General features: G+C 66.7%; 25 protein-coding genes. 15 read left to right on the top strand and 10 right to left on the bottom strand.

Annotated features, from left to right (window positions below; translation table 11 throughout):
* Positions 1–60: 60 nt before the first annotated feature.
* From KDH83_RS16530 to argE, 5 genes are all read right to left on the bottom strand, one after another.
* Positions 61–606, bottom strand: coding sequence for an acyloxyacyl hydrolase (locus tag KDH83_RS16530; RefSeq protein WP_212317841.1), 546 nt, complete (start codon positions 604–606; stop codon positions 61–63).
* A 230-nt stretch (positions 607–836) separates the two neighbouring features.
* On the bottom strand, positions 837–1,715 hold the full coding sequence (gene accD, locus KDH83_RS16525; protein WP_212317839.1) for an acetyl-CoA carboxylase, carboxyltransferase subunit beta: 879 nt from the start codon (positions 1,713–1,715) through the stop codon (positions 837–839).
* 35 nt (positions 1,716–1,750) lie between these two features.
* Positions 1,751–2,611 (bottom strand): tryptophan synthase subunit alpha, encoded by an 861-nt coding sequence (gene trpA / locus KDH83_RS16520; protein WP_212317837.1) that lies wholly within the window; start codon positions 2,609–2,611, stop codon positions 1,751–1,753.
* Between the two features lie 4 nt (positions 2,612–2,615).
* Positions 2,616–3,815, bottom strand: coding sequence for a tryptophan synthase subunit beta (trpB, locus tag KDH83_RS16515; RefSeq protein WP_212317835.1), 1,200 nt, complete (start codon positions 3,813–3,815; stop codon positions 2,616–2,618).
* Positions 3,816–3,931: 116 nt separating this feature from the next.
* The gene (gene argE, locus KDH83_RS16510; RefSeq protein WP_212317833.1) at positions 3,932–5,083 is read right to left on the bottom strand and encodes an acetylornithine deacetylase; all 1,152 of its coding nucleotides are present in this window, start codon (positions 5,081–5,083) and stop codon (positions 3,932–3,934) included.
* Positions 5,084–5,220: 137 nt separating this feature from the next.
* Here argE and KDH83_RS16505 point away from each other — a divergent pair, with 137 nt between their 5' ends.
* Positions 5,221–6,534 (top strand): MFS transporter, encoded by a 1,314-nt coding sequence (locus KDH83_RS16505; protein WP_212317831.1) that lies wholly within the window; start codon positions 5,221–5,223, stop codon positions 6,532–6,534.
* 65 nt (positions 6,535–6,599) lie between these two features.
* On the opposite strand, the gene KDH83_RS16500 is transcribed toward KDH83_RS16505, so the two are convergent.
* Positions 6,600–8,888, bottom strand: a complete 2,289-nt coding sequence (locus KDH83_RS16500) for a bifunctional (p)ppGpp synthetase/guanosine-3',5'-bis(diphosphate) 3'-pyrophosphohydrolase (RefSeq protein ID WP_212317829.1) — start codon at positions 8,886–8,888, stop codon at positions 6,600–6,602.
* Positions 8,889–9,054: 166 nt separating this feature from the next.
* Between KDH83_RS16500 and KDH83_RS16495 the strand changes: the two genes are divergently transcribed.
* Together KDH83_RS16495 and KDH83_RS16490 are read left to right on the top strand one after the other, a co-directional pair.
* Positions 9,055–9,888, top strand: a complete 834-nt coding sequence (locus KDH83_RS16495) for a M90 family metallopeptidase (protein WP_212317827.1) — start codon at positions 9,055–9,057, stop codon at positions 9,886–9,888.
* The gene (locus KDH83_RS16490; protein ID WP_212317825.1) at positions 9,885–10,394 is read left to right on the top strand and encodes an NAD(P)H-dependent oxidoreductase; all 510 of its coding nucleotides are present in this window, start codon (positions 9,885–9,887) and stop codon (positions 10,392–10,394) included. Before KDH83_RS16495 ends, KDH83_RS16490 begins: the two co-directional genes overlap by 4 nt.
* Positions 10,395–10,501: 107 nt before the next feature.
* On the opposite strand, the gene KDH83_RS16485 is transcribed toward KDH83_RS16490, so the two are convergent.
* Positions 10,502–10,855 carry a RidA family protein gene (locus KDH83_RS16485; RefSeq protein ID WP_212317823.1) on the bottom strand — a complete coding sequence of 118 codons (354 nt, stop codon included), beginning with the start codon at positions 10,853–10,855 and terminating at the stop codon, positions 10,502–10,504.
* Positions 10,856–10,928: 73 nt separating this feature from the next.
* Positions 10,929–12,104 carry a nicotinate phosphoribosyltransferase gene (pncB, locus tag KDH83_RS16480; protein ID WP_212317821.1) on the bottom strand — a complete coding sequence of 392 codons (1,176 nt, stop codon included), beginning with the start codon at positions 12,102–12,104 and terminating at the stop codon, positions 10,929–10,931.
* A 171-nt stretch (positions 12,105–12,275) separates the two neighbouring features.
* On the opposite strand from pncB, the gene fdxA reads away from it, so the two are divergent.
* Complete coding sequence (fdxA, locus tag KDH83_RS16475) at positions 12,276–12,599, top strand: ferredoxin FdxA (protein ID WP_103273115.1); 324 nt, start codon at positions 12,276–12,278, stop codon at positions 12,597–12,599.
* Between the two features lie 49 nt (positions 12,600–12,648).
* Positions 12,649–13,449, top strand: a complete 801-nt coding sequence (locus KDH83_RS16470) for a ferredoxin--NADP reductase (protein WP_212317819.1) — start codon at positions 12,649–12,651, stop codon at positions 13,447–13,449.
* A gap of 166 nt (positions 13,450–13,615) precedes the next feature.
* On the opposite strand, the gene KDH83_RS16465 is transcribed toward KDH83_RS16470, so the two are convergent.
* Both KDH83_RS16465 and KDH83_RS16460 read right to left on the bottom strand, forming a co-directional pair.
* Positions 13,616–15,277 (bottom strand): SulP family inorganic anion transporter, encoded by a 1,662-nt coding sequence (locus tag KDH83_RS16465; RefSeq protein ID WP_212317817.1) that lies wholly within the window; start codon positions 15,275–15,277, stop codon positions 13,616–13,618.
* A gap of 1 nt (position 15,278) precedes the next feature.
* Entirely contained in the window at positions 15,279–15,923 is a 645-nt protein-coding gene (locus KDH83_RS16460) for a ParB-like protein (protein ID WP_212317815.1), read from the bottom strand.
* A gap of 329 nt (positions 15,924–16,252) precedes the next feature.
* On the opposite strand from KDH83_RS16460, the gene phaZ reads away from it, so the two are divergent.
* The 10 genes from phaZ to KDH83_RS16410 form a co-directional block, all read left to right on the top strand.
* The gene (gene phaZ / locus KDH83_RS16455) at positions 16,253–17,479 is read left to right on the top strand and encodes a polyhydroxyalkanoate depolymerase (protein ID WP_212317813.1); all 1,227 of its coding nucleotides are present in this window, start codon (positions 16,253–16,255) and stop codon (positions 17,477–17,479) included.
* 119 nt (positions 17,480–17,598) lie between these two features.
* Positions 17,599–18,246: an electron transport complex subunit RsxB gene (gene rsxB, locus KDH83_RS16450; RefSeq protein ID WP_349291637.1), complete on the top strand. Its 648-nt coding sequence runs from the start codon at positions 17,599–17,601 to the stop codon at positions 18,244–18,246.
* On the top strand, positions 18,243–18,878 hold the full coding sequence (nth, locus tag KDH83_RS16445; protein ID WP_212317809.1) for an endonuclease III: 636 nt from the start codon (positions 18,243–18,245) through the stop codon (positions 18,876–18,878). Before rsxB ends, nth begins: the two co-directional genes overlap by 4 nt.
* Before the next feature lie 372 nt (positions 18,879–19,250).
* Positions 19,251–20,024: an ABC transporter ATP-binding protein gene (locus KDH83_RS16440; protein ID WP_212317807.1), complete on the top strand. Its 774-nt coding sequence runs from the start codon at positions 19,251–19,253 to the stop codon at positions 20,022–20,024.
* Positions 20,021–20,731 (top strand): ABC transporter ATP-binding protein, encoded by a 711-nt coding sequence (locus tag KDH83_RS16435; RefSeq protein ID WP_212317805.1) that lies wholly within the window; start codon positions 20,021–20,023, stop codon positions 20,729–20,731. The genes KDH83_RS16440 and KDH83_RS16435 overlap by 4 nt, the downstream gene beginning before the upstream one ends.
* A 64-nt stretch (positions 20,732–20,795) precedes the next feature.
* The gene (locus KDH83_RS16430) at positions 20,796–22,010 is read left to right on the top strand and encodes an ABC transporter substrate-binding protein (RefSeq protein WP_212317803.1); all 1,215 of its coding nucleotides are present in this window, start codon (positions 20,796–20,798) and stop codon (positions 22,008–22,010) included.
* A 97-nt stretch (positions 22,011–22,107) separates the two neighbouring features.
* Positions 22,108–22,995 (top strand): branched-chain amino acid ABC transporter permease, encoded by an 888-nt coding sequence (locus KDH83_RS16425; RefSeq protein ID WP_212317801.1) that lies wholly within the window; start codon positions 22,108–22,110, stop codon positions 22,993–22,995.
* Complete coding sequence (locus KDH83_RS16420; RefSeq protein ID WP_212317799.1) at positions 22,992–23,975, top strand: branched-chain amino acid ABC transporter permease; 984 nt, start codon at positions 22,992–22,994, stop codon at positions 23,973–23,975. Before KDH83_RS16425 ends, KDH83_RS16420 begins: the two co-directional genes overlap by 4 nt.
* A gap of 185 nt (positions 23,976–24,160) precedes the next feature.
* A complete protein-coding gene (locus KDH83_RS16415) occupies positions 24,161–25,006 on the top strand; it encodes a branched-chain amino acid aminotransferase (RefSeq protein WP_212317797.1) in 846 nt (281 codons plus the stop codon).
* Between the two features lie 44 nt (positions 25,007–25,050).
* Positions 25,051–25,807 (top strand): alkaline phosphatase family protein (locus tag KDH83_RS16410; protein WP_283093829.1); only part of this gene is annotated, 757 nt, incomplete at its 3' end.

The following is a 25,807-nucleotide window of genomic DNA, read 5'->3' as shown; positions in this document are numbered from 1 at the left end:
GCTTTGCCTGCGGGGTTGGCGCTGACCGGCCCAGGCGGGAGAGCTCCCGCCAGGCTTCGATCAGAACTGGTAGGTATAGCTGATCTGCACCGCATCCAGGCCCGGATTCGGGCGCTTGATGCTGGCGTTGGAGAAGTGCGAATAGCGCAGACCAATGCGGTTGTTCGGCGTCAGCAGGAAACCCATGCCGACGTGATCGCCGAATTGGAAGGCCGTGCTGATGTTCTCGTTGGCGAAGCGGGTGGTCGAGAACAGCGTGGCGCCGATACCCGCTTCGAGGTAGAAGCGCTCGCCGGCCCACCAGCGGAACATGGGGATGGCGCTGAATTGCCAGGCGTGGCCAGGCGTGCGCGAACCATCGGCCGTCCAGTAGGACGCGCCGAATTCCGGCGTCAGATCCAGGCGTCCCCAGTTGCCGCCGAACTGGTGCGTCCAGACCGAAGCCGTTTCATAGTTCAGCGTGTAGCGCTTGTAGTGGTCGCCAACACCGTACTGCAGAGTCACGCCACCCTGGGTTCCTTCCGATTGCGCGCTCGCCATGGCAGCGGCGCCTGCCAGCACCAATCCGACCAGGCTCGCCAGCGTTTTCTTCTTGTTCAACTGCATTTGGTGACTCCGTAATCTGTAAAAATGCTTATAGCAACTGCCAAAACATTATCAAAATTCGGGCCGCATGGCTGCTTTTGTGTCTCACGGCTGCAACATTCTCAGTGGAAAACTCTGTTCCGAAAATCCACCTATTGACCGGAACCTGTCCGAACGCAAACAGCAATAAAAAAGCCGGCGGCCCTGAGGCCGCCGGCTTTTTGCTGACGCAGATGCGGACGAATCCGCGCTCAGGCCGCCGCCACCACGTCGGCAGGCTGGTTGTTCAGCAGCGCCAGCAGACGCGCGATTTCCTCGCGCAGCTGACGGCGGTCCACCACCATGTCGATGGCGCCCTTCTGCAGCAGGAACTCGGCGCGCTGGAAGCCTTCCGGCAGCTTTTCCCGCACGGTCTGCTCGATCACGCGCGGACCGGCGAAGCCGATCAGCGCCTTGGGCTCGGCGATCACCACGTCGCCCATGAAGGCAAAGCTGGCCGACACGCCGCCCATGGTGGGGTCGGTCAGCACGCTGATGAACGGCAGCCCGGCGGCCGACAGCCGCGTCAACATGGCGTTGGTCTTGGCCATCTGCATCAGCGACAGCAGGCTTTCCTGCATGCGCGCGCCGCCCGAGGCGGCAACGCAGATGAAGGCGGTCTTGTTGTCGAGCGCGGCCTGGGCGCCGCGCACGAAGCGCTCGCCCACCACCGACCCCATCGAGCCGCCCATGAATTCGAATTCGAAGCAGGCCACCGTCGCCGGCACGCCGCGGATCGAGCCGCCCATGACCACCAGCGCGTCGGTTTCACCGGTCTGCTTGGTCGCTTCCTGCAGGCGTTCGGGATACTTGCGAGTGTCCTTGAACTTCAGCGTGTCGACCGAGCGCGTGGTCTGGCCGATTTCGACGCGGCCTTCCATGTCCAGCAGCGAATCGATGCGGGCGCGGGAGCCGATGCGCATGTGATGGTCGCACTTGGGGCACACGTGCAGGTTGGCCGCCAGGTCTTCGCTGTACAGCACCGACTCGCACGAGGGGCATTTGACCCACAGGCCTTCGGGCACGCGGCGGGCGCCGCTGTCGCTGGTTTTATTGATGCGAGGAGGCAGGAGTTTTTCGATCCAGCTCATTGATGTTTCATCCCGTATGAGGTCGCGCCCGGCGTTCAGGCCGAGGCGTTTTCTCGTTTTACTTGATCCAGCGCTTGCCGGATGGTGCGCAGCCAGCCGCTGGCGGCGGCGACTGCGGCGTCGGTTTGCTGGGCGGCGGGGGCGTTGGCCACCGCCTGCTCCATGGTTTCGATCAGTTTGCTGCCGATGACCACCGCATCGGCGGAACGCGCCACGCGCTGGGCGCTTTCGGCGTCGCGGATGCCGAAGCCCACGCCCACCGGAATGGAGACGTGGCGGCGGATCAGCGCCAAGCGTTCAGCCACGTCCTGCGTGTTCAAGGAACCCGCGCCGGTCACGCCCTTGAGCGAGACATAATAGACGTAGCCACGGGCGACATTGGCGATGGCCTTGATGCGCGGCTCGGTCGAGGTGGGCGCCAGCAGGAAGATCGGCGCGATGCCGTGCTGGTCCAGCATGCCGGCGAACTCCACCACTTCCTCGGGCGGGTAGTCCACCACCAGCACGCCGTCCACGCCAGCCGCTTCGGCGCGGCGAGCGAATTCGGCCTGTCCCATGCGCTCGATGGGATTGGCGTAGCCCATCAGCACAACGGGCGTGGCCGTGTCGCGCTGGCGAAACTCGGCCACCAGCTCCAGCACGCGGGCCAGGCCCACGCCCTGCGCGATGGCGCGGTCGGCGGCGCGCTGGATCACCGGGCCGTCGGCCATGGGATCGGAAAACGGCACGCCCAGTTCGAGCACGTCGGCGCCGGCCTCGACCAGCGCGTGCATCAGCGGCACGGTGGCCGCGGGCGAGGGATCGCCTGCGGCGATGTAGGGGATCAGCGCCGCAGCCCGGCCGGAGGCGGCGGTGCGGGCGAAGGCGGCGGCGATGCGGTCGTTGCGGGTCGTCATGGCGTCACAGCTCGATGCCGCCGCGTTCGGCGACGGTATGCATGTCCTTGTCGCCACGGCCCGACAGGTTGACCAGGATGACCTTGTCGCGCGGCAGCGACGGCGCCATCTTCACGGCCTGCGCGATGGCGTGCGAGGACTCCAGCGCCGGCATGATGCCTTCGATGCGGCAGCAGTCGTGGAAGGCCTTGAGCGCTTCCTCGTCCGAGATGCCGATGTACTCGGCCCGGCCGCTGTCCTTGAGCCAGGCGTGCTCGGGACCGACGCCGGGATAGTCCAGGCCGGCCGAGACTGAATGCGTTTCCTGCACCTGGCCGTCGGCATCCTGCATGACGTAGGTGCGGTTGCCATGCAGCACGCCCACGGAGCCGGCTGCCAGCGAGGCGGCGTGACGGCCCGTCTCCAGGCCCTCGCCCGCCGCTTCGACGCCGATCAGGCGCACGTCTTCGTGGGGAATGTAGGGGTGGAAGATGCCCATGGCGTTGGAACCGCCGCCCACCGCCGCGACCACGTAGTCGGGCTGGCGGCCGGCGGCCTCGGGCATCTGGACCAGGCATTCGTTGCCGATCACGGTCTGGAAGTCCCGCACCATGCGCGGATAGGGGTCCGGCCCCGCCACCGTGCCGATGATGTAGAACGTGTTTTCGATATTGGTGACCCAGTCGCGCATGGCTTCGTTCAGCGCGTCCTTCAGGGTGCGCGAACCGGAAGTCACCGGCACCACCGTGGCGCCCAGCAGCTTCATGCGGTAGACGTTGGAAGCCTGGCGGCGCACGTCCTCGCTGCCCATGTAGACCACGCATTCCATGCCGTAGCGCGCCGCCACGGTGGCCGTGGCCACGCCGTGCTGGCCGGCGCCGGTCTCGGCGATGACGCGGGGCTTGCCCATGCGCTTGGCCAGCAGCGCCTGGCCGATGCAGTTGTTGACCTTGTGCGCGCCGGTGTGGTTCAGGTCTTCGCGCTTGAACCAGATCTGGGCGCCGCCCAGCATGTCCGACCAGCGGCGGGCATGGTAGACCGGGCTGGGCCGGCCGACGAAATGCTTGAGCTCGTAGTTGAACTCTTCGATAAAGGCCGGATCGACGCGGCAATGGTCATAAGCGGCACGCAGCTCGTCGAGCGCGTGCATCAGCGTTTCCGCCACGAAAACGCCGCCATAGGGGCCGAAATGGCCCTTGGCATCCGGAAAATCGTAAGGTTTCACCAAGCTTCTCCCCCGGCGCGGCGACAGGCCAGTGCCCGTCCCCATCCGGTTTGCAACCCGTCATTTTACCTGAGCCGAGCCCAGGCGGGGCGGCATGGGCGCCGCCCCGGCGACCGTCAGAGGGACTGGCCCAGGCGGCGCAGGAAGGTTTCGCAGGACGCGAGCTGGTCCAGGGCCACGTACTCATTGGGCTTGTGGGCCTGTTCGATGTGGCCGGGGCCGCAGACCACGGTGGGAATGCCGATGCCCTGGAACAGGCCGGCCTCGGTGCCATAGGCGACCTTGCGGGTGACGCGGTCCTCGGTCAGCGCGCGCACCAGTTGAGTGATGGCTGCCTGCTCGGAGGCTTCCAGCGCCGGGGCGGCCGCGCCGGTCTCGATCTCGATCCGGGCGCCGTCGAACTCGGCCTGCATGCGCGGCAGCAGCTCTTCGCGCACATAGCGCTCGACCTCGGCCTGGATGTCGTCGGGACGCATGCCGGGCAGGTTGCGGAATTCGTACGTGAACTCGCACAGTTCCGGAATCGTGTTCACCGCGATGCCGCCGCGGATCTGGTTGGTGGTCATGGTCGAGAACGGCACGTCGTAGAACTGGTCGTACGGGCCGTTGGCCTTGAAGCTGTCGGCCAGGTCGCGAATTCGGCAGATCAGGCGGGCGGCGTATTCGATGGCGTTGCAGCCGCGCGGGGTCAGCGACGAGTGCGCCGCCTTGCCGTGCACCTTGCAGCGGAACAGGTTGATGCCCTTGTGCGCCACCACCACCTGCATGCCGGTGGGCTCGCCCACCACGCAGCCTTCGGGGCGGATGCCGCGTTCGTGCAGGTCGGCCAGCATGTAGGGCGCGCCGGCGCAGCCGACTTCCTCGTCGTAGGAGAACGCCAGATGGATGGGTTTCTTGCGCGGCATGGCCAGGAATTCCGGCACCAGCGCCAGCGAACCGGCGATGAAGCCCTTCATGTCGCAGCTGCCGCGGCCATAGAGCAGGCCGTCCTTTTCGATCAGCTTGAACGGGTCCGAGCTCCAGTCCTGGCCGTCCACCGGCACCACGTCGGTGTGGCCCGACAGCACGATACCGCCCTGCTGGTTGCCGTCCTGCGCGGGCAGCGTGGCGAACAGGTTCGCCTTGGTGCGTTCGGGATTGTGCGCCAGCCAGGCCTCCACGCCCAGGCCGCGCAGCCAATCGCGGACGGTTTCGATCAGGGCGAGATTGGAATTGCGGCTGGTGGTGTCGAAGCCGACCAGCGTTTCCAGCCAGGTGCGCGCGTTCATGTGTCTGTTCTCTTGAGGTGTAAAAGAACAGAGTTTAAAGCCAGCGCGCGCCCACGTGCCGGACGCGGGCGGCGATCCTTAAAGAGTGAACGATCTAGAATACCGCCCGCAGTGCAATACACCCCCAAGGAGAAACCGTGCAGCACAAAGCAGTCCCCACGCGCAACATCGTGGCCGCAGTCATAGGCAATGCCCTCGAATGGTACGACTTCCTGGTGTTCGCGTTCATGACGCCGATCATCTCGAAGCTGTTCTTCCCCACCGACCCCAGCGTGCCCGGCAGCGAGCTGAACGCCATCCTGATGACCACCGCCATCTTCGGCGTCGGCTTCTTCATGCGCCCGGTCGGCGGCATCATCCTCGGCCTGTACGGCGACAAGAAGGGCCGCAAGGCCGCCATGGTGATGGTCACCTCGCTGATGGCGGTATCCATCGCCCTGATCACGGTGGCCCCGACCTACCACGCGGCCGGCATTCTGGCCCCCATCTTCATCCTGATCGCGCGCCTGCTGCAGGGCTTCTCGGCCGGCGGCGAGTTCGGCACGTCCACCGCCCTGCTGATCGAAATGGCCCCCAAGGGCAAGCGCGGCTTCTACGGCTCCTGGCAGATGGCCGGCCAGATGCTGGCGCTGCTGATCGGCGCGGCCTGCGGCACGCTGATCACCGAGTTCTTCACCCAGGAACAGATCGCCGCCTGGGCCTGGCGCCTGCCCTTCGCGTTTGGCCTGGTGATCGTGCCCATCGCCATCTATATCCGCCGCAACATCGACGAAACCGACGCCTTCAAGCAGATGAAGGAAGAGGACCGCCAGGCCGCCGCGCGCGGCATGGTCCAGCGCCTGAGCCTGGGCCAGATGCTGCTGACCCACACCCGCGAGACGCTGATCGGCGTGGGCCTCGTGGTCACGGCCACGGTGTCCATCTACATCACCTTCACGTATCTGGTGACCTATTCGACCCAGATCCTGAAGCTGCCGCTGAACCAGACCTTCCTGGTGCAGATGGTCGGCGCCGGGCTGATGGTGCTGCTGACGCCGTTCATGGGCGCCTGGTCCGACCGCGTCGGCCGCCGCCCGATCGTGATCGGCTCGCTGATCGGCTACCTGCTGGTGCTGTACCCGCTGTACGCATGGCTGACGGACGCGCCGTCCATCTCGCGCCTGCTGACCGTGCAGGTGGTGGTGTGCTTCTTCGTGTCGGCCTTCTTCGGCGTGTTCAGCACGGTCATGGCCGAGCTGTTCCCGGCGCGCGTGCGCTCGGTCGGCCTGTCGCTGGCCTATAACGTGGCGGTGATGATCTTCGGCGGCTTCGCCCAGTTCATCGTCACCTGGCTGATCAAGTCCACCGGCTCGCCCATGGCCCCGGCCTACTACGTCATGTTCGGCGTGGCGCTCGGCCTGGTGGCCTCGTTCTTCATGCGCGACCGCGCGCACGACAGCCTGGACCACTAGGATCTGCCCGACGCCGCGCCCGCGGCGTCCTCCCGCCGTCCTTGCCGGGCGGCGGGACCGGCCGCTCAGCGCCTGACGGCCGACGACACGCCCTGGACCTCGGCCAGGGCATCCAGCGCGCGGGTCAGCGATTCGCCGCCGCGCACTTCCACCGTGAACACCATGTGCGCCAGCGACTGCCGGCTCTGCGTGTTCACGCCCACCACGTTCAGGCGCAGCCGCGCGAACACTTCCGACAGGTCGCGCAGCAGGCCGGAACGGTCGTGCGCGCGCACGCTGATGTCCACCGGATAGAACGTGTCCGAGGTCTCGCCCCAGGCCACCTCGATAACTCGCTCGGGCTCGCGCTCGGCCAGCGCCAGGTAGCTGTGGCAATCGCGGCGATGGATGGACACGCCTCGGCCTCGAGTGACAAAGCCGGCGATGGCGTCCGGCGGCGCGGGACGGCAGCAGCGCGCCAGCTGCGTCAGCAGCGAACCGACGCCCACCACCAGCACGCCGCTCTTGCCGCTTTTCTCGGCGCTCTCGGCGCTGGCGCCGCGCAGGGCCGCGGGCACGTGCTCGGCGGCCGGCGCGGGTTGCTGGAACAGCCCGTCGATCTGCCGCAGGCTGAATTCTTCCTTGGCCGCCGCCACATACAGGTCGTCGGCGCGGGCAAAGCCCAGATTCTGGGCCAGCTGCTCCAGGTTGACGGCGGTCTTGCCCAGGCGCTGCAGTTCCTTTTCGACCAGCGCCTGCCCCTGCGTGATGCGCTGCTGCAGTTCGATGGCGTTGAACCACATGCGGACCTTGGAGCGGGCGCGCGGACTGGCCAGGAAGCCCAGCTGCGGGTTGAGCCAGTCGCGCGACGGACCGCCGGACTTGGCCGAGATGATCTCGACCGTCTGCCCCGTGGACAACCTGGTCTGCAGCGGCACCATCTGGCCATCGACGCGCGCGCCGCGGCAGCGATGCCCCAGGTCCGTGTGCAGGTGATAGGCGAAGTCCACCGGCGTGGCGCCGGCAGGCAGCTCGATCACGCGCGCCTGGGGCGTCATCACGTAGATGCGCTCATCGCTCTGGGCCGGTTCGGCGGCTGCATGACGCGCCTTGCCCGCGCCGCGCGTCGCCGGCTTGGCCGGTTCCGGCGCGGCCGGAGCCACCGGGGCCTGATCGCCGGCCTCGACCTCGCTGTTCCAGGCCAGCAGCTGGCGCATCCACGACAGCTGCCGGTCGTATTCGCTGGACGCGGAGACCTGCCCGCCCTTGGCGCCGGCCTCCTTGTAGCGCCAGTGCGCGGCCATGCCGTACTCGGCGAACTGGTGCATCTCGCGCGTGCGGATCTGCACCTCGAAGGGCCGGCCGTCGTGGTCGGCCACCACCGTATGCAGCGAGCGGTAGCCATTGGGCTTGGGCCGCGAAATATAGTCGTCGAATTCCTCGGCGATGGGCGTCCACATCTCGTGCACCATGCCCAGCGCCGTATAGCAGTCGCGCACATCGTCGACGATGACGCGCAACGCGCGCAGGTCGTACATCTGGGCGAAGTCCAGGCGCTTGATGCGCATCTTGTTCCAGATGCTGTAGATATGTTTGGGCCGACCGCTGACCTCCGCGTGCACGCCGCTGGCGGCCAGCGCCGATTGCAGGCGCTCGATGGCGCCGGCGATGAAGGCTTCGCGCTCGACCCGCTTCTCTTCCAGCAGGCGCGCGATCTGCTTGTAGCGGTCGGGCTCCAGGAAGCGGAACGCCAGATCTTCCATTTCCCACTTGATCTGCCAGATGCCGAGCCGGTTGGCCAGCGGCGCGTACAGATCCAGGGTTTCGCGCGCGAACTCCACGGAACAGGGCGTCTTGCTTTCGGCGTGCCAGCGCAGCGTGCGCAGGCGCGAGGCCAGCCGCATCAGCACGATGCGCAGGTCGGCGGCCATGGCCAGCAGCATCTTGCGCTGCATTTCCTTTTGCGAACCGCTCTCGGCGGCGGCGTCGCTGGCGTGCCGGGCCACCACGCCCAGTCGCAGCAGCGCCCGCGTGCCCTGCACCAGCCGCGCCACTTCCTGGCCAAACGCGGTGGCGACAGGATCGTTGCGCGGCGCCGGCGCGGGCGCGGTCAGGTCGGTGGGCAAGGCGGCCAGCAGGGCCGCCGCGCGGGTGGCGGCATCGGTGTGCATGCCCGCCAGGATGCGGACCACGCCGGCCCCGTGCGAGGCCAGCGACTCCCCGGTCAGGGCCTGCTGGCCCTCGAAGCGCGGCTCGGCCCAGGCCACGGCCTGGTCGATCAGCGCCAGGCCGTCGGCATCCAGGCCGTCTCCCGCCTCCTGCCGCCAGGAAGCGTCGAAAGGCGTAGGCGCGTCTGGAACGGGCGAGACTGACATGACGGGAAAGTGGGCGGATTACGGGGAACGATCAGAATATTTCGACACTCTACACTAGCGTCTGCCCACACTGAAATGGCGCCCGGGACCGCGGCCCGGAAACCGGCGCCCCGGGCATATCGAAACAACCCAGACCCGAAAAACACACGCAAAGGAATCGACGCCCATGTTGCGCTGGCTCAAGGGCCGGGGCGCCCGCCCGTCCGCCGTGGCCGAAATGCAGGCCCGCATCTCACCCGAACTCTGGCGCCAGGTGCTGGAGGCCCATCCCTTCCTGGCCGCGCTGAACGAACAGGAAAGGGCGCAGCTGCTCGCGCGCTCGGCCTGGCTGCTGGCCAGCAAGTCGATCAACGGCGCGCAGGGCCTGGACGTCACGGACGCGATGCGCCTGTCGATCGCGGCGCAGGCCAGCCTGCCCATCCTGAATCTGACGCCCTCGCTCTACGAAGGCTGGGACGAGATCATCGTCTACCCCTCCGGCTTCCGCATCCCCCGCTCGCGCCAGGACGAGGACGGCGTGGTGCACGAATACATCGAGGACGCGGCCGGCGAGGCCTGGGACGGCGGCCCGGTGATCCTGTCCTGGGAAGACGCGCAGTTGTCGGACGGCGGCTTCAACGTGGTGATCCACGAATTCGCGCACAAGCTGGACCTGCAGGCCGGCGACGCCGACGGCATGCCCTCGCTGGCGGCGCATCCCGACATCGCGCCGCGCGCCTGGCGCCGCGTGCTGGACGACAGCCTGGACCGCTTCATCGCGGCGCTGGACGCGGTCGAGGCAGCCATCCCGCCCGACATGGATCCGGAAAGCGAGGACGCCGACGCCTGGTATGGCCAACTGCCGATGGATCCCTATGCGGCGACCGACGAAGCCGAGTTCTTCGCCGTCAGCTCCGAGCATTTCTTCGTCGACCCCTGGCCCATGCGCGACGCGCTGCCCGAATGGTATGCCATGCTGCGCGCCTACTACCGGCAGGATCCGGCGGAGAGGCTGGCATGAAGCCGCTGCTCATCGTCTGGCATTCGCGCACCGGCGCCGCGCGGCAGATGGCCGAGGCGGCGGCCGACGGCGCCGCGACGGCCGCCGCCGAGCTGGCGCCCGAGGCCGGTTTCGCGGTCACGCTCAAGCGCGCCGCCGACGCCGGCGTGGACGATCTGCTGGCCAGCGGCGGTTTCCTGTTCTGCGCGCCCGAGAACCTGGCCAGCCTGAGCGGGGAAATGAAGGAATTCTTCGACCGCTGCTACTACGGCGCGCTGGACCGCATCCAGGGCCTGCCCTATGCCTGTGCCATCAGCGCGGGCAGCGACGGCGCGGGGGCGGCGCGGCAGACCGAACGCATCTGCACGGGCTGGCGCCTGCGCGCGGCGGCGCCGGCCCTGATCGTGAACCTGGGCGCGCAGACGCCGGCGCAGATCGCCGCCCCCAAGACCGTGCCGGCGGCCGATCTGGAGCGCTGCGCAGAACTGGGCGGACTGCTGGCCGGACTGATGCTGCTGGGCGGCTGAACCGGCCCGCATCCGCCTCGCCCGCAGGCAATTCCGGGAACATGCCGGAATGAAAAAGCCCACGCATCGCGTGGGCTTTTCGCCTTGCTGGCCGAACCGATCAGCGATCAGGCAACGGCGGCGGTCACGACGATCTCGACCTTGAAGTCGGGATTGGCCAGGCGGGCCTCGACGGTGGCGCGCGGGGGCGAGTTGCCGGCGGCGACCCAGGCGTCCCAGGCCTTGTTCATGCCGTCGAATTCCTTCATGTTGGCCACGTAGATCTGGGCCATCAGGATCTTGGTCTTGTCCGTGCCGGCCTCGGCCAGCAGACGGTCGATGGTCGCCAGCACTTGCGCGGTCTGGCCGGTGATGTCCAGGGTGGCGTCATCGGGCACCTGGCCAGCCAGGTAGGCGACGCCGTTGTACACGGCCATGTCCGACAGGCGCTTGTCGACGTGGAAGCGCTTGATGCTGCTCATGAATATTTCCCCTAATGTGCAAGTGGATGGGTGGAACAATGCGGTCGAACCGGCACTTTACCGCGTGCCGGTTTCAAGCGGGAGGCAGCTGGAAAACCTGGCGCAGATAGGCCAGGTAGGCGGGATCGTCGCACATGGTCTTCTCGGGCGCGTCGGACACCTTGGCCACCGGCTGGCCGTTGCAGCGGACCATCTTCATGACGATCTGCAGCGGCTCGTGGCCCAGGTCGTTGGTGAGGTTGGTGCCGATGCCGAACGACACCTTGCAGCGCCCGGCGAACTGGCGCGCCAGCTCGATCGCGCGCGGGAAGGTCAGCGAATCCGAGAACACCAGGGTCTTGGCGCGCGGATCGACGCGGTTCTTGCGGTAGTGCTCGAGCAGGCGCTCGCCCCAGATGAAGGGGTCGCCCGAATCATGGCGCGCGCCGTCGAAGAGCTTGCAGAAATACATGTCGAAGTCGCGCAGGAAGGCATCCATGCCATAGACATCGGACAGCGCGATGCCCAGGTCGCCGCGGTATTCCTTGGCCCAGACTTCCAGCGCGAACACCTGCGAATCGCGCAGTCGCGGCCCCAGCGCCTGGCAGGCCTGCAGGTACTCGTGACCCATGGTGCCCAGCGGCAGCACCTCGTGCTGCTTGGCCAGCAGCACGTTGCTGGTGCCGGCGAAGTGCGGCCCCATCTGCGCCTTCATGGTGGACACGACTTCCTCGTGCCAGACCTTGGAGAAGCGGCGGCGCGTGCCGTATTCGGCCACGCGGAAATCAGCCAGCGCCGGATCGTCCAGCACCAGGTGCATCTTGGACTGCAGCCGCTTGCGGCCTTCTTCCCAGTCGGGATTCTTGCGCGTGTTGCGGAAAAAGACCTCGTTGACGATGGCCAGCACCGGGATCTCGAAGAGGATGGTGTGCAGCCACGGGCCCTTGACCTCGATGCTGATCTCGCCGGGCGCGTCGCCCTCGGCGATGTGGATGCAGCGCTCGGGCATGTGGAACAGCCCGAGGAAATCAACGAAGTCACTCTTGATGAAACGCAAGCCGCGCAGATAATTTAATTCGTCTTCGGTGAAGCGCAGCTGGCACAGCTGGTGCACTTCCTCGCGGATTTCATCCAGATACGGGTGCAGATCGACGCCCCGCGTGCGGCATTTGTAGCGGTACTCGACCTGGGCAGCGGGAAAATGATGCAAAACCACCTGCATCATGCTGAATTTGTACAGGTCGGTGTCGAGCAGCGAGGTAATTATCATGATTGCGCGTATCGTTTCGCCACACCATAGCATAGAGCGCAGGGCTCTCCCCCCATTGCGCCACGATGTCAATACGGGTATTCGGGACGCGATGGCGCGGCATTGGTTAAAATCCGCCCGGCAATACCTATAAAGCCGAAACACACGCCGCCGATCCCGGAGTTCCTGAGAATGACCCACGTAGTCACCGAAAACTGTATCAAGTGCAAGTACACCGATTGCGTAGACGTGTGCCCGGTGGACTGTTTTCGTGAGGGTCCGAACTTCCTCGTGATCGACCCGGACGAATGCATCGACTGCGCCGTCTGCATCCCCGAATGCCCGGCCAACGCCATCTACGCCGAAGAAGACGTGCCGCAGGACCAGCTGAATTTCATCGCGCTGAACGCCGAACTCTCGCCCGAGTTCGCCAGCATCAGCCGCGCCAAGAAGCCCCTGCCCGACGCCGACCAGTGGAACGGCGTACAGGACAAGCTGCAATACCTGGAAAAGTAGTCCGCGCCTCGCGGCGCGCCAGCCCGGCCGTCCGCGTCGCGGTAACCCGATGACCGAAGACTCCAAATACACGCGCCAGACCGTCACCAGCGTCCACACCTGGGTGCCCGGCAAGCTGTTCTCGGTGCGCGTCACGCGCGACGACGCCTACGATTTCCAGCCCGGCCAGTTCGCCCGGGTCGGCCTGCCGGCGGCGGATGATCCCGACGGCCCGCCCACTCTGTGGCGCGCCTATTCGATGGTGTCGGCGCCCGGCCAGCCCTGGCTGGAGTTCTACTCCATCGTGGTCCCCGGAGGCCTGTTCAGTCCCCGCATGGCCCGCCTGGTTCCGGGCGATGCGCTGTACGTGGAAAAAGCGCCCTATGGCTTCCTGACGCTGGAACGCTTCGCGCCCGGCGGCGACCTGTGGCTGCTGGCCTCGGGCACGGGGCTGTCGGCCTACCTGTCCATCCTGCGTGATCCCGCGGCCTGGAGCGCCTACCGCCGCATCGTCCTGGTGCACGGTGTGCGTACCACCGAAGAGCTGGCCTATCGCGAGGAAATCGAAAGCCTCGCCCGCCGCCCGGACCTGGCCAGCCACTTCGCCGCCGACCCGCGCAAGCTCGTCTACCTGCCCATTGCCACCCGCGAAGCCCTGCCCGGCATGCCGCAGGAACGGCTGACCACCCTGATCGCCGACGGCCGCCTGGAGCAGCTCGCCGGCCAGGCGCTGGACCCGGAAGCCGCCAAGATCATGCTCTGCGGCAACCCGGCGATGCTGGCCGATGCCCGCAAGCTGCTGGGCGAACGCGGCTTCAAGCCCGGCCGCCGGGGCATTCCCGGCAACCTGGCTGTGGAAAATTATTGGTGACAGGCTAGTGTGCTGTCCCGCAGATACGCCCGCACGAAATCCACCCCTAGCCGCCATGGCGTCGTTGCAAATCCTCGCGATACCTACGGGTATCACTGCGGTTTGCGCCTAGCCCTGACGTCTATGGATGAATTTCGTCATGCGGACGTACCTACGGGACAGCACACTAGCCGGCCGGCTTCGCGTCGGCCGCCCCTGGTTCACCAATGCCGTTCAGCGCCGCCACCGCGTCATCCACGCTCCACGCAGCATAGGCGCTGGCCGGCAACGCGGCCATGTCCACGCGCGCCAGCAGTTCACGCACGGCGTCCTTGGTCCGGGCCAGCACCAGCGGCAGGTTCCATTGCCGCATCTGCGCGGCAAAATCGGCCAGCGCCTCCACGCTGGTGCCGTCCAGGTCGGGCGACTCCTCCATGCTCAGCACCACCGCGCGCAGGCCCGCGCCCCGTTGCGCCTCGACGCGCGCGCGAATGGCGGCAAAGATGGCGTCGGCGTTGCCGAAAAACAGCGGCGCTTCGGGCCGGGCGATCAACACGTCCGGCACCGCGGCGGCTTCGGGATGGCGCGCGGTATCGACGTAGTCGCGTGTATGCGGCAATTGGCCGAGCCAGCTCACGCGCGGCTCGGCAAAACGCTTGAGCAGCATGGCGATGCTGACCGCGATGGCCAGCAGCAGGCCATCGAGCACGCCCAGCAGGATCACCGCCACGAAGGCCGCCAGCGCCACCAGGCGATCGCGCCTCCAGGCGAAGTACGGCCGCAGCGCCGCTGGGCTCAGGGTATGGGCCACGGCATGGATGACGATGGCCGCGAGCAGCGGCTCGGGAATGCGCTCCATCCATGGCAGCAGCTGCCACACCAGCACGCCAATCACCGCGCAGGCCACCAGGCCCGCCGCCTTGCTGCGCGCGCCGGCCACCTCGTTGGCGGAGCTGGCCGAATACCCGGCCCCCACCGGCATGCCCTGGAACAGCGCGGACAGCGCATTGGCCGCGCCCAGCGCCACCAGGTCGCGGTTGGGCGACACTGCATCGCCATGGCGCAGCGCCAGACTGCGGATGGAGCTGTACGACTCGGCATACAGGATCAGGGCAAGCGCCATGGCCAGTTGACCCACGCGCAGCCAGTCCGCCAGGGCCAGCGATGGCAGCGCAGGCCGGCTGCCGCCGATGGCCAGCGTCCCCACCGGCGCGATGCCCCAGGCCTGGCAATAGCCCAGCGCATCAAGCACGATGCCGGCCGCGATCACCAGCAAGGCGCCCGGCACCGCCTTCCAGCGCCCGAGCAGGCGCAGCGCCAGCAGCGCCGCCAGCATCATCGCCAGGCCATGCAGGTTCCAGAGCCGCCACTGGCTCAGCAGATCCCAGGCATAGCGCAGGAAATCGCTGTGCGCCGGATGCACGGCCACCGCCACCGGCAACTGCTTGACGACGATGGTCAGCGCCAGTCCCAGCGCAAAGCCGCGCAACACCGGCTTGGCGATGAACTGCGACACCGCGCCGAGCCGCGCCAGACCGGCCAGCACGAAGATCACGCCGGCCGTCAGCACCATGGCCACGCCCATCAGATGGCGCAGGTCGTCGCTCACATGCAGCACCGAAGCCGTGGCCGCCGCCAGCACCGCGGCCGACGACGATGTGGACGAGACGATCGCGAAACGGCTGCTGCCCAGCAGCCCATAGACCAGCAGGCCCGCGAACAGCGCCATCACGCCGGCCTGCGGCGGCACGCCGGCTATGCCGGCATAGGCCACGGCCTCGGGCAGCAGCAAGCCCGCGATGGACAGCCCGGCCACCCAGTCGGCCCCGGCGGGCATCGGCAGGCGCATGTCAGCCCCGGGGAGCGGCGGGCGCATCCACGCCGGACCAGCCCGGCAGAAAGCGCGCCTTGGCGCTGCGCGCCAGCGCCACCGCCGACACGACGCAGGCCTGCGGCAGGCCCTGGCCATCGACATGGCCCAACTCGCCTTTGCCGAAGTACGGCCGAAAGAAGTCCGCCCACAGGAATTCGGTGAACGGCGCGGAGTCCTTGGCATAGCCACCCGCCTTGCGCACCTCGCCGGCCAGGCTGCGGTAAGGATCGTCCTTCAATTGCGTCAGGCGCCTGGGAATGGCCGCGAAATCGTGGCGCCGGCCTTTTTCATCGTAGGGATGCGCCCAGTGATGGAACTCCATGAGCCGCCAGAACAGGTCGGTCTCGACGCCGCTGAAGTCGGCCAGCTGCATCACCCAGACGTTCTGCACCTTTTCATGGGTCAGCGCCTGGCCCAGATGATGGTGATCGACGATATAGAAGCGTCCGCGCGGCCCGCGCACGGCGGGAAACCAGTGGCTTTGCAGAAGCTTGTCGCGCGCCTTGGGCTTGAGTTGCGCCCACTGCGAGCGCTTGACCGCCACCTCTGCCGCGCCCACCGTCATCTGCGTGGGTCGCAGGTCGGCCAGCGCGGCCTGTTCCATATGCTGCTGTACGGGCATGCCCAGCTCCTCAAAGCCAGTGATGCGCCATTGTGTGCCAGCAGCCGCGTGCCGCGCCAGCCCCGGGTCCCGGCAGTCCACCGATTGCCGTAGCCGATGTATCCGCCGGGCGCCGCCGCGCCTACATACTCCGTCCGACCCCGGATACGCCATCCGGCATCACGCCATCGCATAAAATCCGCCATAAACTGGCGTGAAAGATATGACGAGTCGCTTTTTAGCAACAAAATCAGTCCCTTCCGGCAAATTCTTTTAGATCAGTTCGAAATACACTTACTTCCCGGCGCAATAATCGGGACACACGCACGACCCCAGAAGGACATCTCGAAATGCTGTACCAATTGCACGAAATGCAGCGCGCCTTCCTGACTCCGTTCGCTGCATTCACGGATGCCGGTTCCCAGCTGTTCTCCAGCCCCTACAGTCCCCTTGCCTATACCCCGATCTCGCGTCAGCTGGCCGCCGGCTATGAGCTGATGACCCGCATCGGCAAGGAATACCAGAAACCCGCCTGGGGCCTGCCCGCCACCGAGATCGACGGCAAGTCCGTCCGCATCACCGAGGCCGTGGCCCTGGACAAGCCCTTCTGTCGCCTGGTGCACTTCCACCGCGACGTGCGGCACGCCTCGCAGAAAGACCCGAAGGTCCTGCTGGTGGCGCCGCTGTCGGGCCACCACGCCACGCTGCTGCGCGACACCGTGCGCGCCCTGCTGCCCGCCCACGACGTCTACGTGACCGACTGGATCGACGCGCGCATGGTGCCGCTGTCGGCCGGCCCGTTCCACCTGAACGACTACGTGCGCTACGTGCAGGACTTCATCCGCCACCTGGGCCCGGACGTGCACGTCATTTCCGTGTGCCAGCCCACCGTGCCGGTGCTGGCCGCCGTGTCGCTGATGGCCTCGGCCAACGATCCCTGCCAGCCGCGCAGCATGGTGATGATGGGCGGCCCCATCGACCCGCGCCAGTCGCCCACGCAGGTCAATCGCCTGGCCACGACCAAGCCCTATTCGTGGTTCGAGAACCAGGTCATCCACCCCGTGCCGCCGCGCTATCCGGGATCTGGCCGCAAGGTCTATCCGGGCTTCCTGCAGCACGCCGGGTTCATGGCCATGAATCCCGATCGCCACATGAAGTCGCACTACGACTTCTACCTGGACCTGCTGCGCGGCGACGACAGCGACGCCGAGGCGCACCGCCGCTTCTACGACGAATACAACGCCGTGCTGGACATGCCGGCCGAGTTCTACCTGGACACGATCCGCATGGTGTTCCAGGAAGTCCAGCTGCCCAACGGCACCTGGGAAGTGGACGGCAACCTGGTACGCCCGGCCGATATCAAGCTGGTCGCCCTCTTCACCATCGAAGGCGAGCTGGATGACATCTCGGGCCAGGGCCAGACGCGCGCGGCGATCAAGCTGTGCAAGAACATCCCTGCCGACCGCAAGCAGCACTACACCGCGCCGAACTGCGGCCACTACGGGATTTTCTCGGGCCGCCGCTGGCGCGAGATGATCTGTCCTAAAATCGCCGAATTCATCCGGCAATCGGCCTGAAGCGCGGCACCCGCCGCGATCGCGCGCGGGCCGGACGAGGCGCAGTCCTCATCCCCCGCCGCCTTCCAGCCGTACCGTAAGTCCACGGGGCCCGCGCGGCCCCTTTTGTTTTCTACCGAATCGCCATGTCCTGTCCCCCGCTCGCCGACCGCATCGACGCGCTATTGCCGCAGACGCAATGCACCAAGTGCGGCCATGACGGCTGCCGGCCCTACGCCGACGCCATCGCCGCCGGCGTAGCCCCCATCAACCGCTGCCCGCCCGGCGGCGACGAAGGCATCGCCGCGCTGGCCGCTCTGCTGGAGCAGCCGATCCTGCCGCTGGACCTGACGCGCGGCCATCCCGGCCCGCTGCTGGTGGCGCGCATCGACGAAGCGCATTGCATCGGCTGCACGCTCTGCATCCAGGCCTGTCCGGTGGACGCCATCGTCGGCGCCAACAAGCGCATGCACACGGTGCTGGCCGACTGGTGCACCGGCTGCGATCTGTGCGTGGCGCCCTGTCCGGTCGATTGCATCGACATGGTGCCGGCAGGACGCGGCTGGACCGCCGAAGACGCCGACATCAGCCGCCAGCGCCATCGCGGCCACCAGGCGCGCCTGGCGCGTCTGGCGGCGGACAACGCGCGCCTGATGGCCGCCGAGATCCCCGATGCTCCCGCGCCGCGCGACACCGCGACGGCCGAACAGGACGAAGACCGCAAACGCTCCGCCATCGAATCCGCGCTGGCCCGCGCCCGGGCCCGCCGCAACGCCCCGCGCCCATGAACGCCGCCAAACGCCGAGAGATCTTCGCCCGCCTGCAGGCGGCCAATCCGAACCCGACCACCGAGCTGGAATACGACACGCCGTTCCAGCTGCTGATCGCCGTGCTGCTGTCGGCCCAGGCGACGGACAAGTCGGTCAACATCGCCACGCGCAAGTTCTTCCCCGGGCACGGCACGCCCGCGGCGATGCTGGCGCTGGGCGAGGAAGGCCTGGCCGACTACATCAAGACCATCGGCCTGTTCCGCACCAAGGCCAAGAACGCCATCGCCACCTGCCGCATCCTGCTCGAGCAGCATGGCGGCGAAGTGCCGCGCACGCGCGAGGAACTCGAAGCGCTGCCCGGCGTGGGCCGCAAGACCGCCAACGTGGTGCTCAACACCGCATTCGGCGAACACACCATGGCGGTGGACACGCATATATTCCGCGTGTCCAACCGCACCGGCATCGCGCCTGGAAAAAACGTGCTGGAAGTCGAGAGGAAACTCGAGAAGTTCGTGCCGGCCGAATATATGCTCAACGCCCACCACTGGCTGATTCTGCTCGGCCGCTATGTGTGCGTGGCACGCAAGCCGAAATGCCCGCAATGCGGCATTTCCGACCTCTGCGAATACAAGCCGAAAACGCCCGCTTGATAAGCCGCCGGCATTAACCGGCGCTCGTCCAGGCCGTTTCCGGCCGCCCCGGTTCAGTTCTCGAACCGGGTTTTCCCTGGCTCGGCATATTTGTCAGTTTGATGACGATCAAGACAGATTTGTTGCGATGCGCTACGCGCGTTTGCCGCGTTTTCGCCCTTTAGAAATCGCGCATTGTCAGCTACCTGACAATTCAGCTTTCCGCACTGCAAAACCTATGAAAAACCCTCATGGAATTTTGAGAAATAGGTGCGCATACTCGCCGCAACTCTCGAGAAAACGTTGAATTTACACGCGGCTTTCTCGGCCCTGCGGGGCTCCGGCGCAACGCGGCGGATGGCACTCTTATAAATACAACGCTGGTGCAGCGACATGGACGACACGATCCTGGAGACAAAAGGCCTCACCAAGGAGTTCCGCGGCTTCGTCGCGGTCAATGGGGTCGATTTGCGTATCAAGCGGGGCGAGATTCATGCCTTGATCGGGCCGAACGGCGCGGGCAAGACCACATGCTTCAATCTGCTGACGAAGTTCCTTTCCCCCACGTCGGGAACCATCAAGTTCAACGGCGTCGACATCACCGGCGAACGTCCCGCGCAGATCGCGCGGCGCGGCGTGATCCGCTCGTTCCAGATCTCGGCGGTGTTTCCGCACCTGACCGTATTGGAGAACGTGCGCATCGGCCTGCAGCGCAAGACAGGCCTGTCGTTCCACTTCTGGCGCAGCGACAAGCAGCTGGCCTCGCTGAACGCGCCGGCGCGCGAGCTGCTCGAACAGGTGGACCTAGGCGCCTTCGCCGATGAAACCACGGTGAACCTGCCCTACGGCCGCAAGCGCGCGCTGGAAATCGCCACCACGTTGGCGATGGAGCCCGAGCTGATGCTGCTGGACGAACCCACCCAGGGCATGGGCCACGAGGACGTGGACCGCGTCACCCAGCTGATCAAGCGCGTCAGCGCGGGCCGCACCATCCTGATGGTCGAACACAATATGAACGTGGTGTCGTCGATCGCCGACACCATCACCGTGCTGGCGCGCGGATCGGTGCTGGCGGAAGGCTCGTATGCCGAAGTCTCCCGCCATCCCGCCGTGATGCAAGCCTACATGGGCACCACCGAAGGCGAATTGCAAGGAGCACATGCATGAGCACCCCGGCACTCGAAATTTCGGGCCTGCAGGCCTGGTACGGGGAATCGCACATCCTGCACGGCGTGGATATGCGCGTGGGACAGGGCGAGGTCGTTACGCTGCTCGGACGCAATGGCGCCGGGCGCACCACCACGCTGCGGGCCATCCTCGGCCTGACCGGCTCGCGCAAGGGCTCGGTCCGCATCCACGGCACCGAGGCCATCGACCTGCCCACCTACAAGATCGCCCACCTGGGCGTGGGCTACTGCCCCGAGGAACGCGGCATCTTCGCCAGCCTGTCCTGCGAGGAAAACCTGCTGCTGCCCCCGGTGGTCGGTTCGCTGGGCGGCGGCATGTCGCTGGCCGAGATCTACGACATGTTCCCCAACCTGCTGGAACGCAGGCACTCGCCGGGCACCCGCCTGTCGGGCGGCGAACAGCAGATGCTGGCGGTGGCGCGCATCCTGCGCACCGGCGCCAACCTGCTGCTGCTGGACGAGATCTCCGAAGGCCTGGCGCCGGTCATCGTGCAGGCCCTGGCCCGCATGATCACGGCGCTGAAGCAGCGCGGCTATACCATCGTGATGGTGGAACAGAACTTCCGCTTCGCCGCGCCGCTGGCCGACCGCTTCTACGTCATGGAACACGGCCAGATCGTCGAACACTTCGAAGCCGCGGAACTCGCAGAAAAACAAGACACGCTCAACGAACTGCTGGGCGTCTAGAACAAACAGCTTGTCTTCGCCGGAATCCCCGGCGCCACACACCGAAGGGAAGAGGAGTCATCCCATGAAGCTGCACACCATCACTGCCGCACTGGCCGCTGCCGGCCTGGGATTTGCCGGGGCCACCGCCCAGGCGCAAGGCATCTCGGACGACGTCATCCGCGTCGGCTTCATCACCGACATGTCCGGCGTGTATTCGGACATCGACGGCAAGGGCGGCCTGGAGGCCGTGCGCATGGCGATCGAAGACGCCGGCGGCTCGATCAACGGCAAGAAGATCGAGGTCGTCTCGGCCGACCACCAGAACAAGGCCGACGTGGCCTCGGCGCGCGTGCGCGAGTGGTTCGACGAGCAGAAGGTGGACGTCATCATCGCCGGCACCAACTCGTCGACCAGCCTGGCCATGGCCGGCGTGGCCGCCGAGAAGAAAAAGCCCTTCATCGCCATCGGCGCGGGCGCCTCGGACCTGACCAATGCCCAGTGCTCGCCCTACACCGTGCACTACGCCTACGACACCGTGGCGCTGGCGCGCGGCACCGGCTCGGCGGTGGTGAAGGACGGCGGCAAGAGCTGGTTCTTCCTGACGGCCGACTACGCCTTCGGCCACGCGCTGGAACGCGACACGATGGCCGTGGTCAAGGCCGTGGGCGGCGATGTGAAGGGCCAGGTGCGCGCGCCGCTGGGCTCGTCGGACTTCTCCTCCTTCCTGCTGCAGGCCCAGGCCTCCAAGGCTCAGATCCTGGGTCTGGCCAACGCGGGCGGCGATTTCATCAACTCGGTCAAGGCCGCCAATGAATTCGGCGTGACCAAGACCATGAAGATGGCCGGCCTGCTGGTGTTCATCAACGACGTGCACTCGCTGGGCCTGCAGGCCACGCAGGGCATGTACCTGACCGACGGCTGGTACTGGGACCAATCCGACGCCTCGCGCGCCTGGTCCAAGAAGTTCGAAGCCAAGGTCGGCCGCAAGCCGTCCATGCTGCAGGCGGGCGACTACTCCGCCCTGACCTTCTACCTGAACGCGGTCAAGGCCACCGGCTCGGACGACGGCGACACCGTGATGAAGTGGATGAAGTCGAACAAGATCAACGACTTCTTCGCCCAGGGCGGCTATGTGCGCGAAGACGGCCGCATGATCCACGACATGTACCTGATGCAGGTAAAGACGCCCGCCGAGTCCAAGGCGCCTTGGGACTACTACAAGGTCGTGGCCACGCTGCCCGGCGACGAGGTCTATACCAAGCTGTCCGAATCGACCTGCAAGCTGGTCAAGAAGTAACCCCTGTTCAACGCCCTCATGAGGCGACCTGGCCCATCCGGCCGGGTCGCTTCTTGGATTTGCTCGCCTCCATCTGTACGCGCAGGACTTTCACAAGATGACTGACATTTTCGGCATCCCCATACAGGCCTTATTCGGCCAGCTATTGCTGGGCCTGGTCAATGGATCCTTCTATGCCATGCTCTCGCTCGGCCTGGCCGTTATCTTCGGGCTGCTGAACGTCATCAACTTCGCGCACGGCGCGCTCTACATGCTGGGCGCCTTCGTCGCCTGGATGGGCCTGTCGTACCTGGGGTTGAACTACTGGATCATGCTGCTGCTGGCGCCGCTGGTGGTCGGCCTGTTCGGCATCATCATCGAAAAACTGCTGCTCAAGCACCTGTACAAGCTCGACCACCTGTACGGCCTGCTGCTGACCTTCGGCCTGACCCTGCTCATCGAAGGCCTGTTCCGCAGCTTCTACGGCGTGTCGGGCCAACCCTACCCCACGCCTGACGCCCTGCGCGGCGCCACCAACCTCGGCTTCATGATCCTGCCCAACTATCGCGGCTGGGTGGTGGTGGCCTCGCTGGTGGTGTGCCTGGCGACCTGGTTCGTGATCGAACGCACCCGCCTGGGCGCGCTGCTGCGCGCCGGCACCGAGAACCCGCGCCTGGTCGAGGCCTTCGGCGTGAACGTGCCGCGCATGATCACGCTGACCTACGGCTTCGGCGTGGCGCTGGCGGGCTTCGCCGGCGTGCTGGCCGCGCCGGTCCTGCAGATTTCCCCGCTGATGGGCTCGAACCTGATCATCGTCGTGTTCGCGGTGGTGGTGATCGGCGGCATGGGCTCCATCATGGGCGCCATCGTCACCGGCCTGGGCCTGGGCGTGGTCGAAGGCCTGACCAAGGTGTTCTGGCCCGAGGCGTCCAGCACGGTCGTCTTCATCATCATGGCCATCGTTCTGTTGATCCGCCCGGCCGGGCTGTTCGGAAAAGAAAAATGAATCGTCAATTCCTGGGCTATGCGGCGCTGGCCATCGTGGTGGCCATACTTCCCTTCGTCGGCGTGTATCCGATCTTCGCCATGAAGGTCATGTGCTATGCGCTCTTCGCCTGCGCGTTCAACCTGCTGCTGGGCTTCACCGGCCTCTTGTCCTTCGGCCATGCGGCCTTCCTGGGCAGCGCCGCCTACGCGGCGGGCCATGCGCTCAAGGTCTGGGGCCTGCCCACCGAGCTGGGCCTGCTGTTCGGCGTGGGCGTGGCCGCCCTGCTGGGCCTGGCGATGGGCGCGCTGGCCATCCGCCGCAGCGGCATCTACTTCGCCATGATCACGCTGGCGCTGGCGCAGATGGTGTTCTTCTTCTTCCTGCAGGCCAAGTTCACCGGCGGCGAGGACGGCCTGCAAAGCGTGCCGCGCGGCACCCTGCTGGGCATGCTGGACCTGTCCAAGGACCTGAACCTGTACTACGTGGTGATGGGCATCTTCATCATCGGCTTCTACATCATCTGGCGCACGGTGCACTCGCCCTTCGGCCAGGTGTTGCAGGCGCTGCGCGAGAACGAGCCGCGCGCGGTCTCGCTGGGCTACGACGTGGACCGCTTCAAGCTGCTGGCCTTCGTGCTGTCGGCCGCCATCGCCGGCCTGGCCGGCGCCACCAAGACGCTGGTGTTCGTGTCGGCGACGCTGTCCGACGCGACCTGGCAGATGTCGGGCCTGGTCATCCTGATGACGCTGATCGGCGGGCTGGGAACGCTGACCGGCCCGATCCTGGGCGCCTTCATCGTCGTGCTGCTGGAGAACAAGGTCGGCGACTTCGGCCAGGCCCTGGCCAAGCTGACCGGCGTGGACTGGTTCCTGCGACTGGGCGAGTCGGTCACCATCGTGATCGGCCTGATCTTCGTGATCTGCGTGCTGGCTTTCCGTCGCGGCATCGTGGGCGAGCTGGCGGCGTTTGCCGAACGCCGCCGCGCCGCGCGCGCCTGACCCCGTCCGTCATTTCGTCCAGGAAACCGGGGCCGCGATTCGCGGCCCCGGTTTTTTTGCGTCGCGGCAACCGCTGCATGCAACCCGCCAGCCGGCCGCGCCGCTCGGCCCGGCCGCGCCGTCTCATGTATCCTCACGATTCGGCGCGGCACGCGCCCCCTGATTCGCAACCAAGGAAGAGACACATGGATGCCGTTTACTGGCACGACGGTCAATGGACCACCGATAACCCCAAGCTGCTCGGCCCGGCCGACCATGCCTTCTGGATGGCCAGCATGGTGTTCGACGGCGCGCGCGCGTTCCGCGGCCTGACGCCCGACCTGGACCTGCACTGCCAGCGCGTGGTGCGCTCGGCCGAGAAGATGCTGATGAAGCCGCAGCTCGGCTGGGAAGCGATCCAGGACCTGTGCCTGCAGGCCGTCGCCAAGTTCCCCGAAGGCACCGAGCTGTACATCAAGCCGATGTTCTACTGCGCCGACGGCTTCCTGCTGCCTGACGCCGACCGCACCCAGTTCGTGCTGCATGTGTTCAAGGTGCCGATGCCCGGCGAACAGGGCTTCTCGGCCTGCTTCTCCAGCTTCGCGCGCTCCTGGTCCAACATGGCGCCCACCGACGCCAAGGCCTCCTGCCTGTACCCGAACGGCCAGCGCGCCATCCGCGACGCGGCCAACCGTGGCTTCGACAACGCCATCATGCTGGACGGCGACGGCAACATCGCCGAGTTCGCCACCAGCAACCTGTGGATCGCCAAGAACGGCGTGGTCAGCACGCCGGCCGACAACGGCACTTTCCTGAACGGCATCACGCGCCGCCGCGTGCTGGCGCTGCTCAAGGCCGACGGCGTCGAAGTGCAGGAGCGCAGCCTGACGCGCGCCGATGTGGAATCGGCCGACGAGGTGTTCTCCTCGGGCAACTACGGCAAGGTGGTGCACGTCAACCGCGTCGAAGGCCGCGCGCTGGAATACGGCCCGCTGGCGCGCCGCGCCCACAAGCTCTACATGGACTACGCGGAAGGCACGCGCAAGCGCTGATACCCCACATCCGCCGCGGGCGACGGCGCCCGCTGGGAGGCTTCATGTCGAACAGACGCGACTTCCTGCGCACCGGCGCCGCGCTCGCGGGCGCCGCCGGCGCGCTCGGCCTGTTTCCAGCAGCCATCCGACGGGCGCTGGCGATCGAACCCGACCGGCGCAGCGGCACGCTGCGCGACGTCGAACACATCGTGGTCCTCATGCAGGAGAACCGCTCGTTCGACCACTATTTCGGCGGCCTGGCCGGCGTGCGCGGCTTCGGCGACCGCTTTCCCATTCCGGTTCCCGCCAGCCCCGAACACGAACGCCGCAGCGTCTGGTCGCAGTACAACGACAGCACTGACGGCGGCCCGCGCACCGTGCTGCCGTTCCGCCTGGACACGCGCGCGGCCTTCGAGGCCATGCGCATCGCCAGCACGCCGCACACCTGGTCCAACGCCCAGCAGGCCTGGGACGACGGCCGCATGGGCTTCTGGCCGGCGGCCAAGAAGAATCACTCGATGGCGTACTACGCGGAGGCGGACCTGCCCTTCCAGTACGCGCTGGCGCGCGCCTTCACCGTCTGCGACGCCTACCATTGCTCGTTCACCGGCGGCACCAACGTCAACCGGCTGTTCCTGTGGACCGGCACCAACGACGGCGCCGGACGCGGCCACGGCCCCGCCATGGGCAACACCTACAACAAGCTCACCGGCGGCGACCCTGCGGGCGCCTACACCTGGACCACCTATCCGGAACGGCTGGAACGCGCAGGCATCCGCTGGCGCATCTCCCCTTCCCTTTCTTCCCCCTACTCTCTCA

Origin of the sequence: Achromobacter sp. Marseille-Q0513 (assembly GCF_018195695.1) — a bacterium.
GTDB lineage: Bacteria > Pseudomonadota > Gammaproteobacteria > Burkholderiales > Burkholderiaceae_B > Achromobacter.
This window is presented reverse-complemented; position numbering and strand designations above follow the sequence as displayed.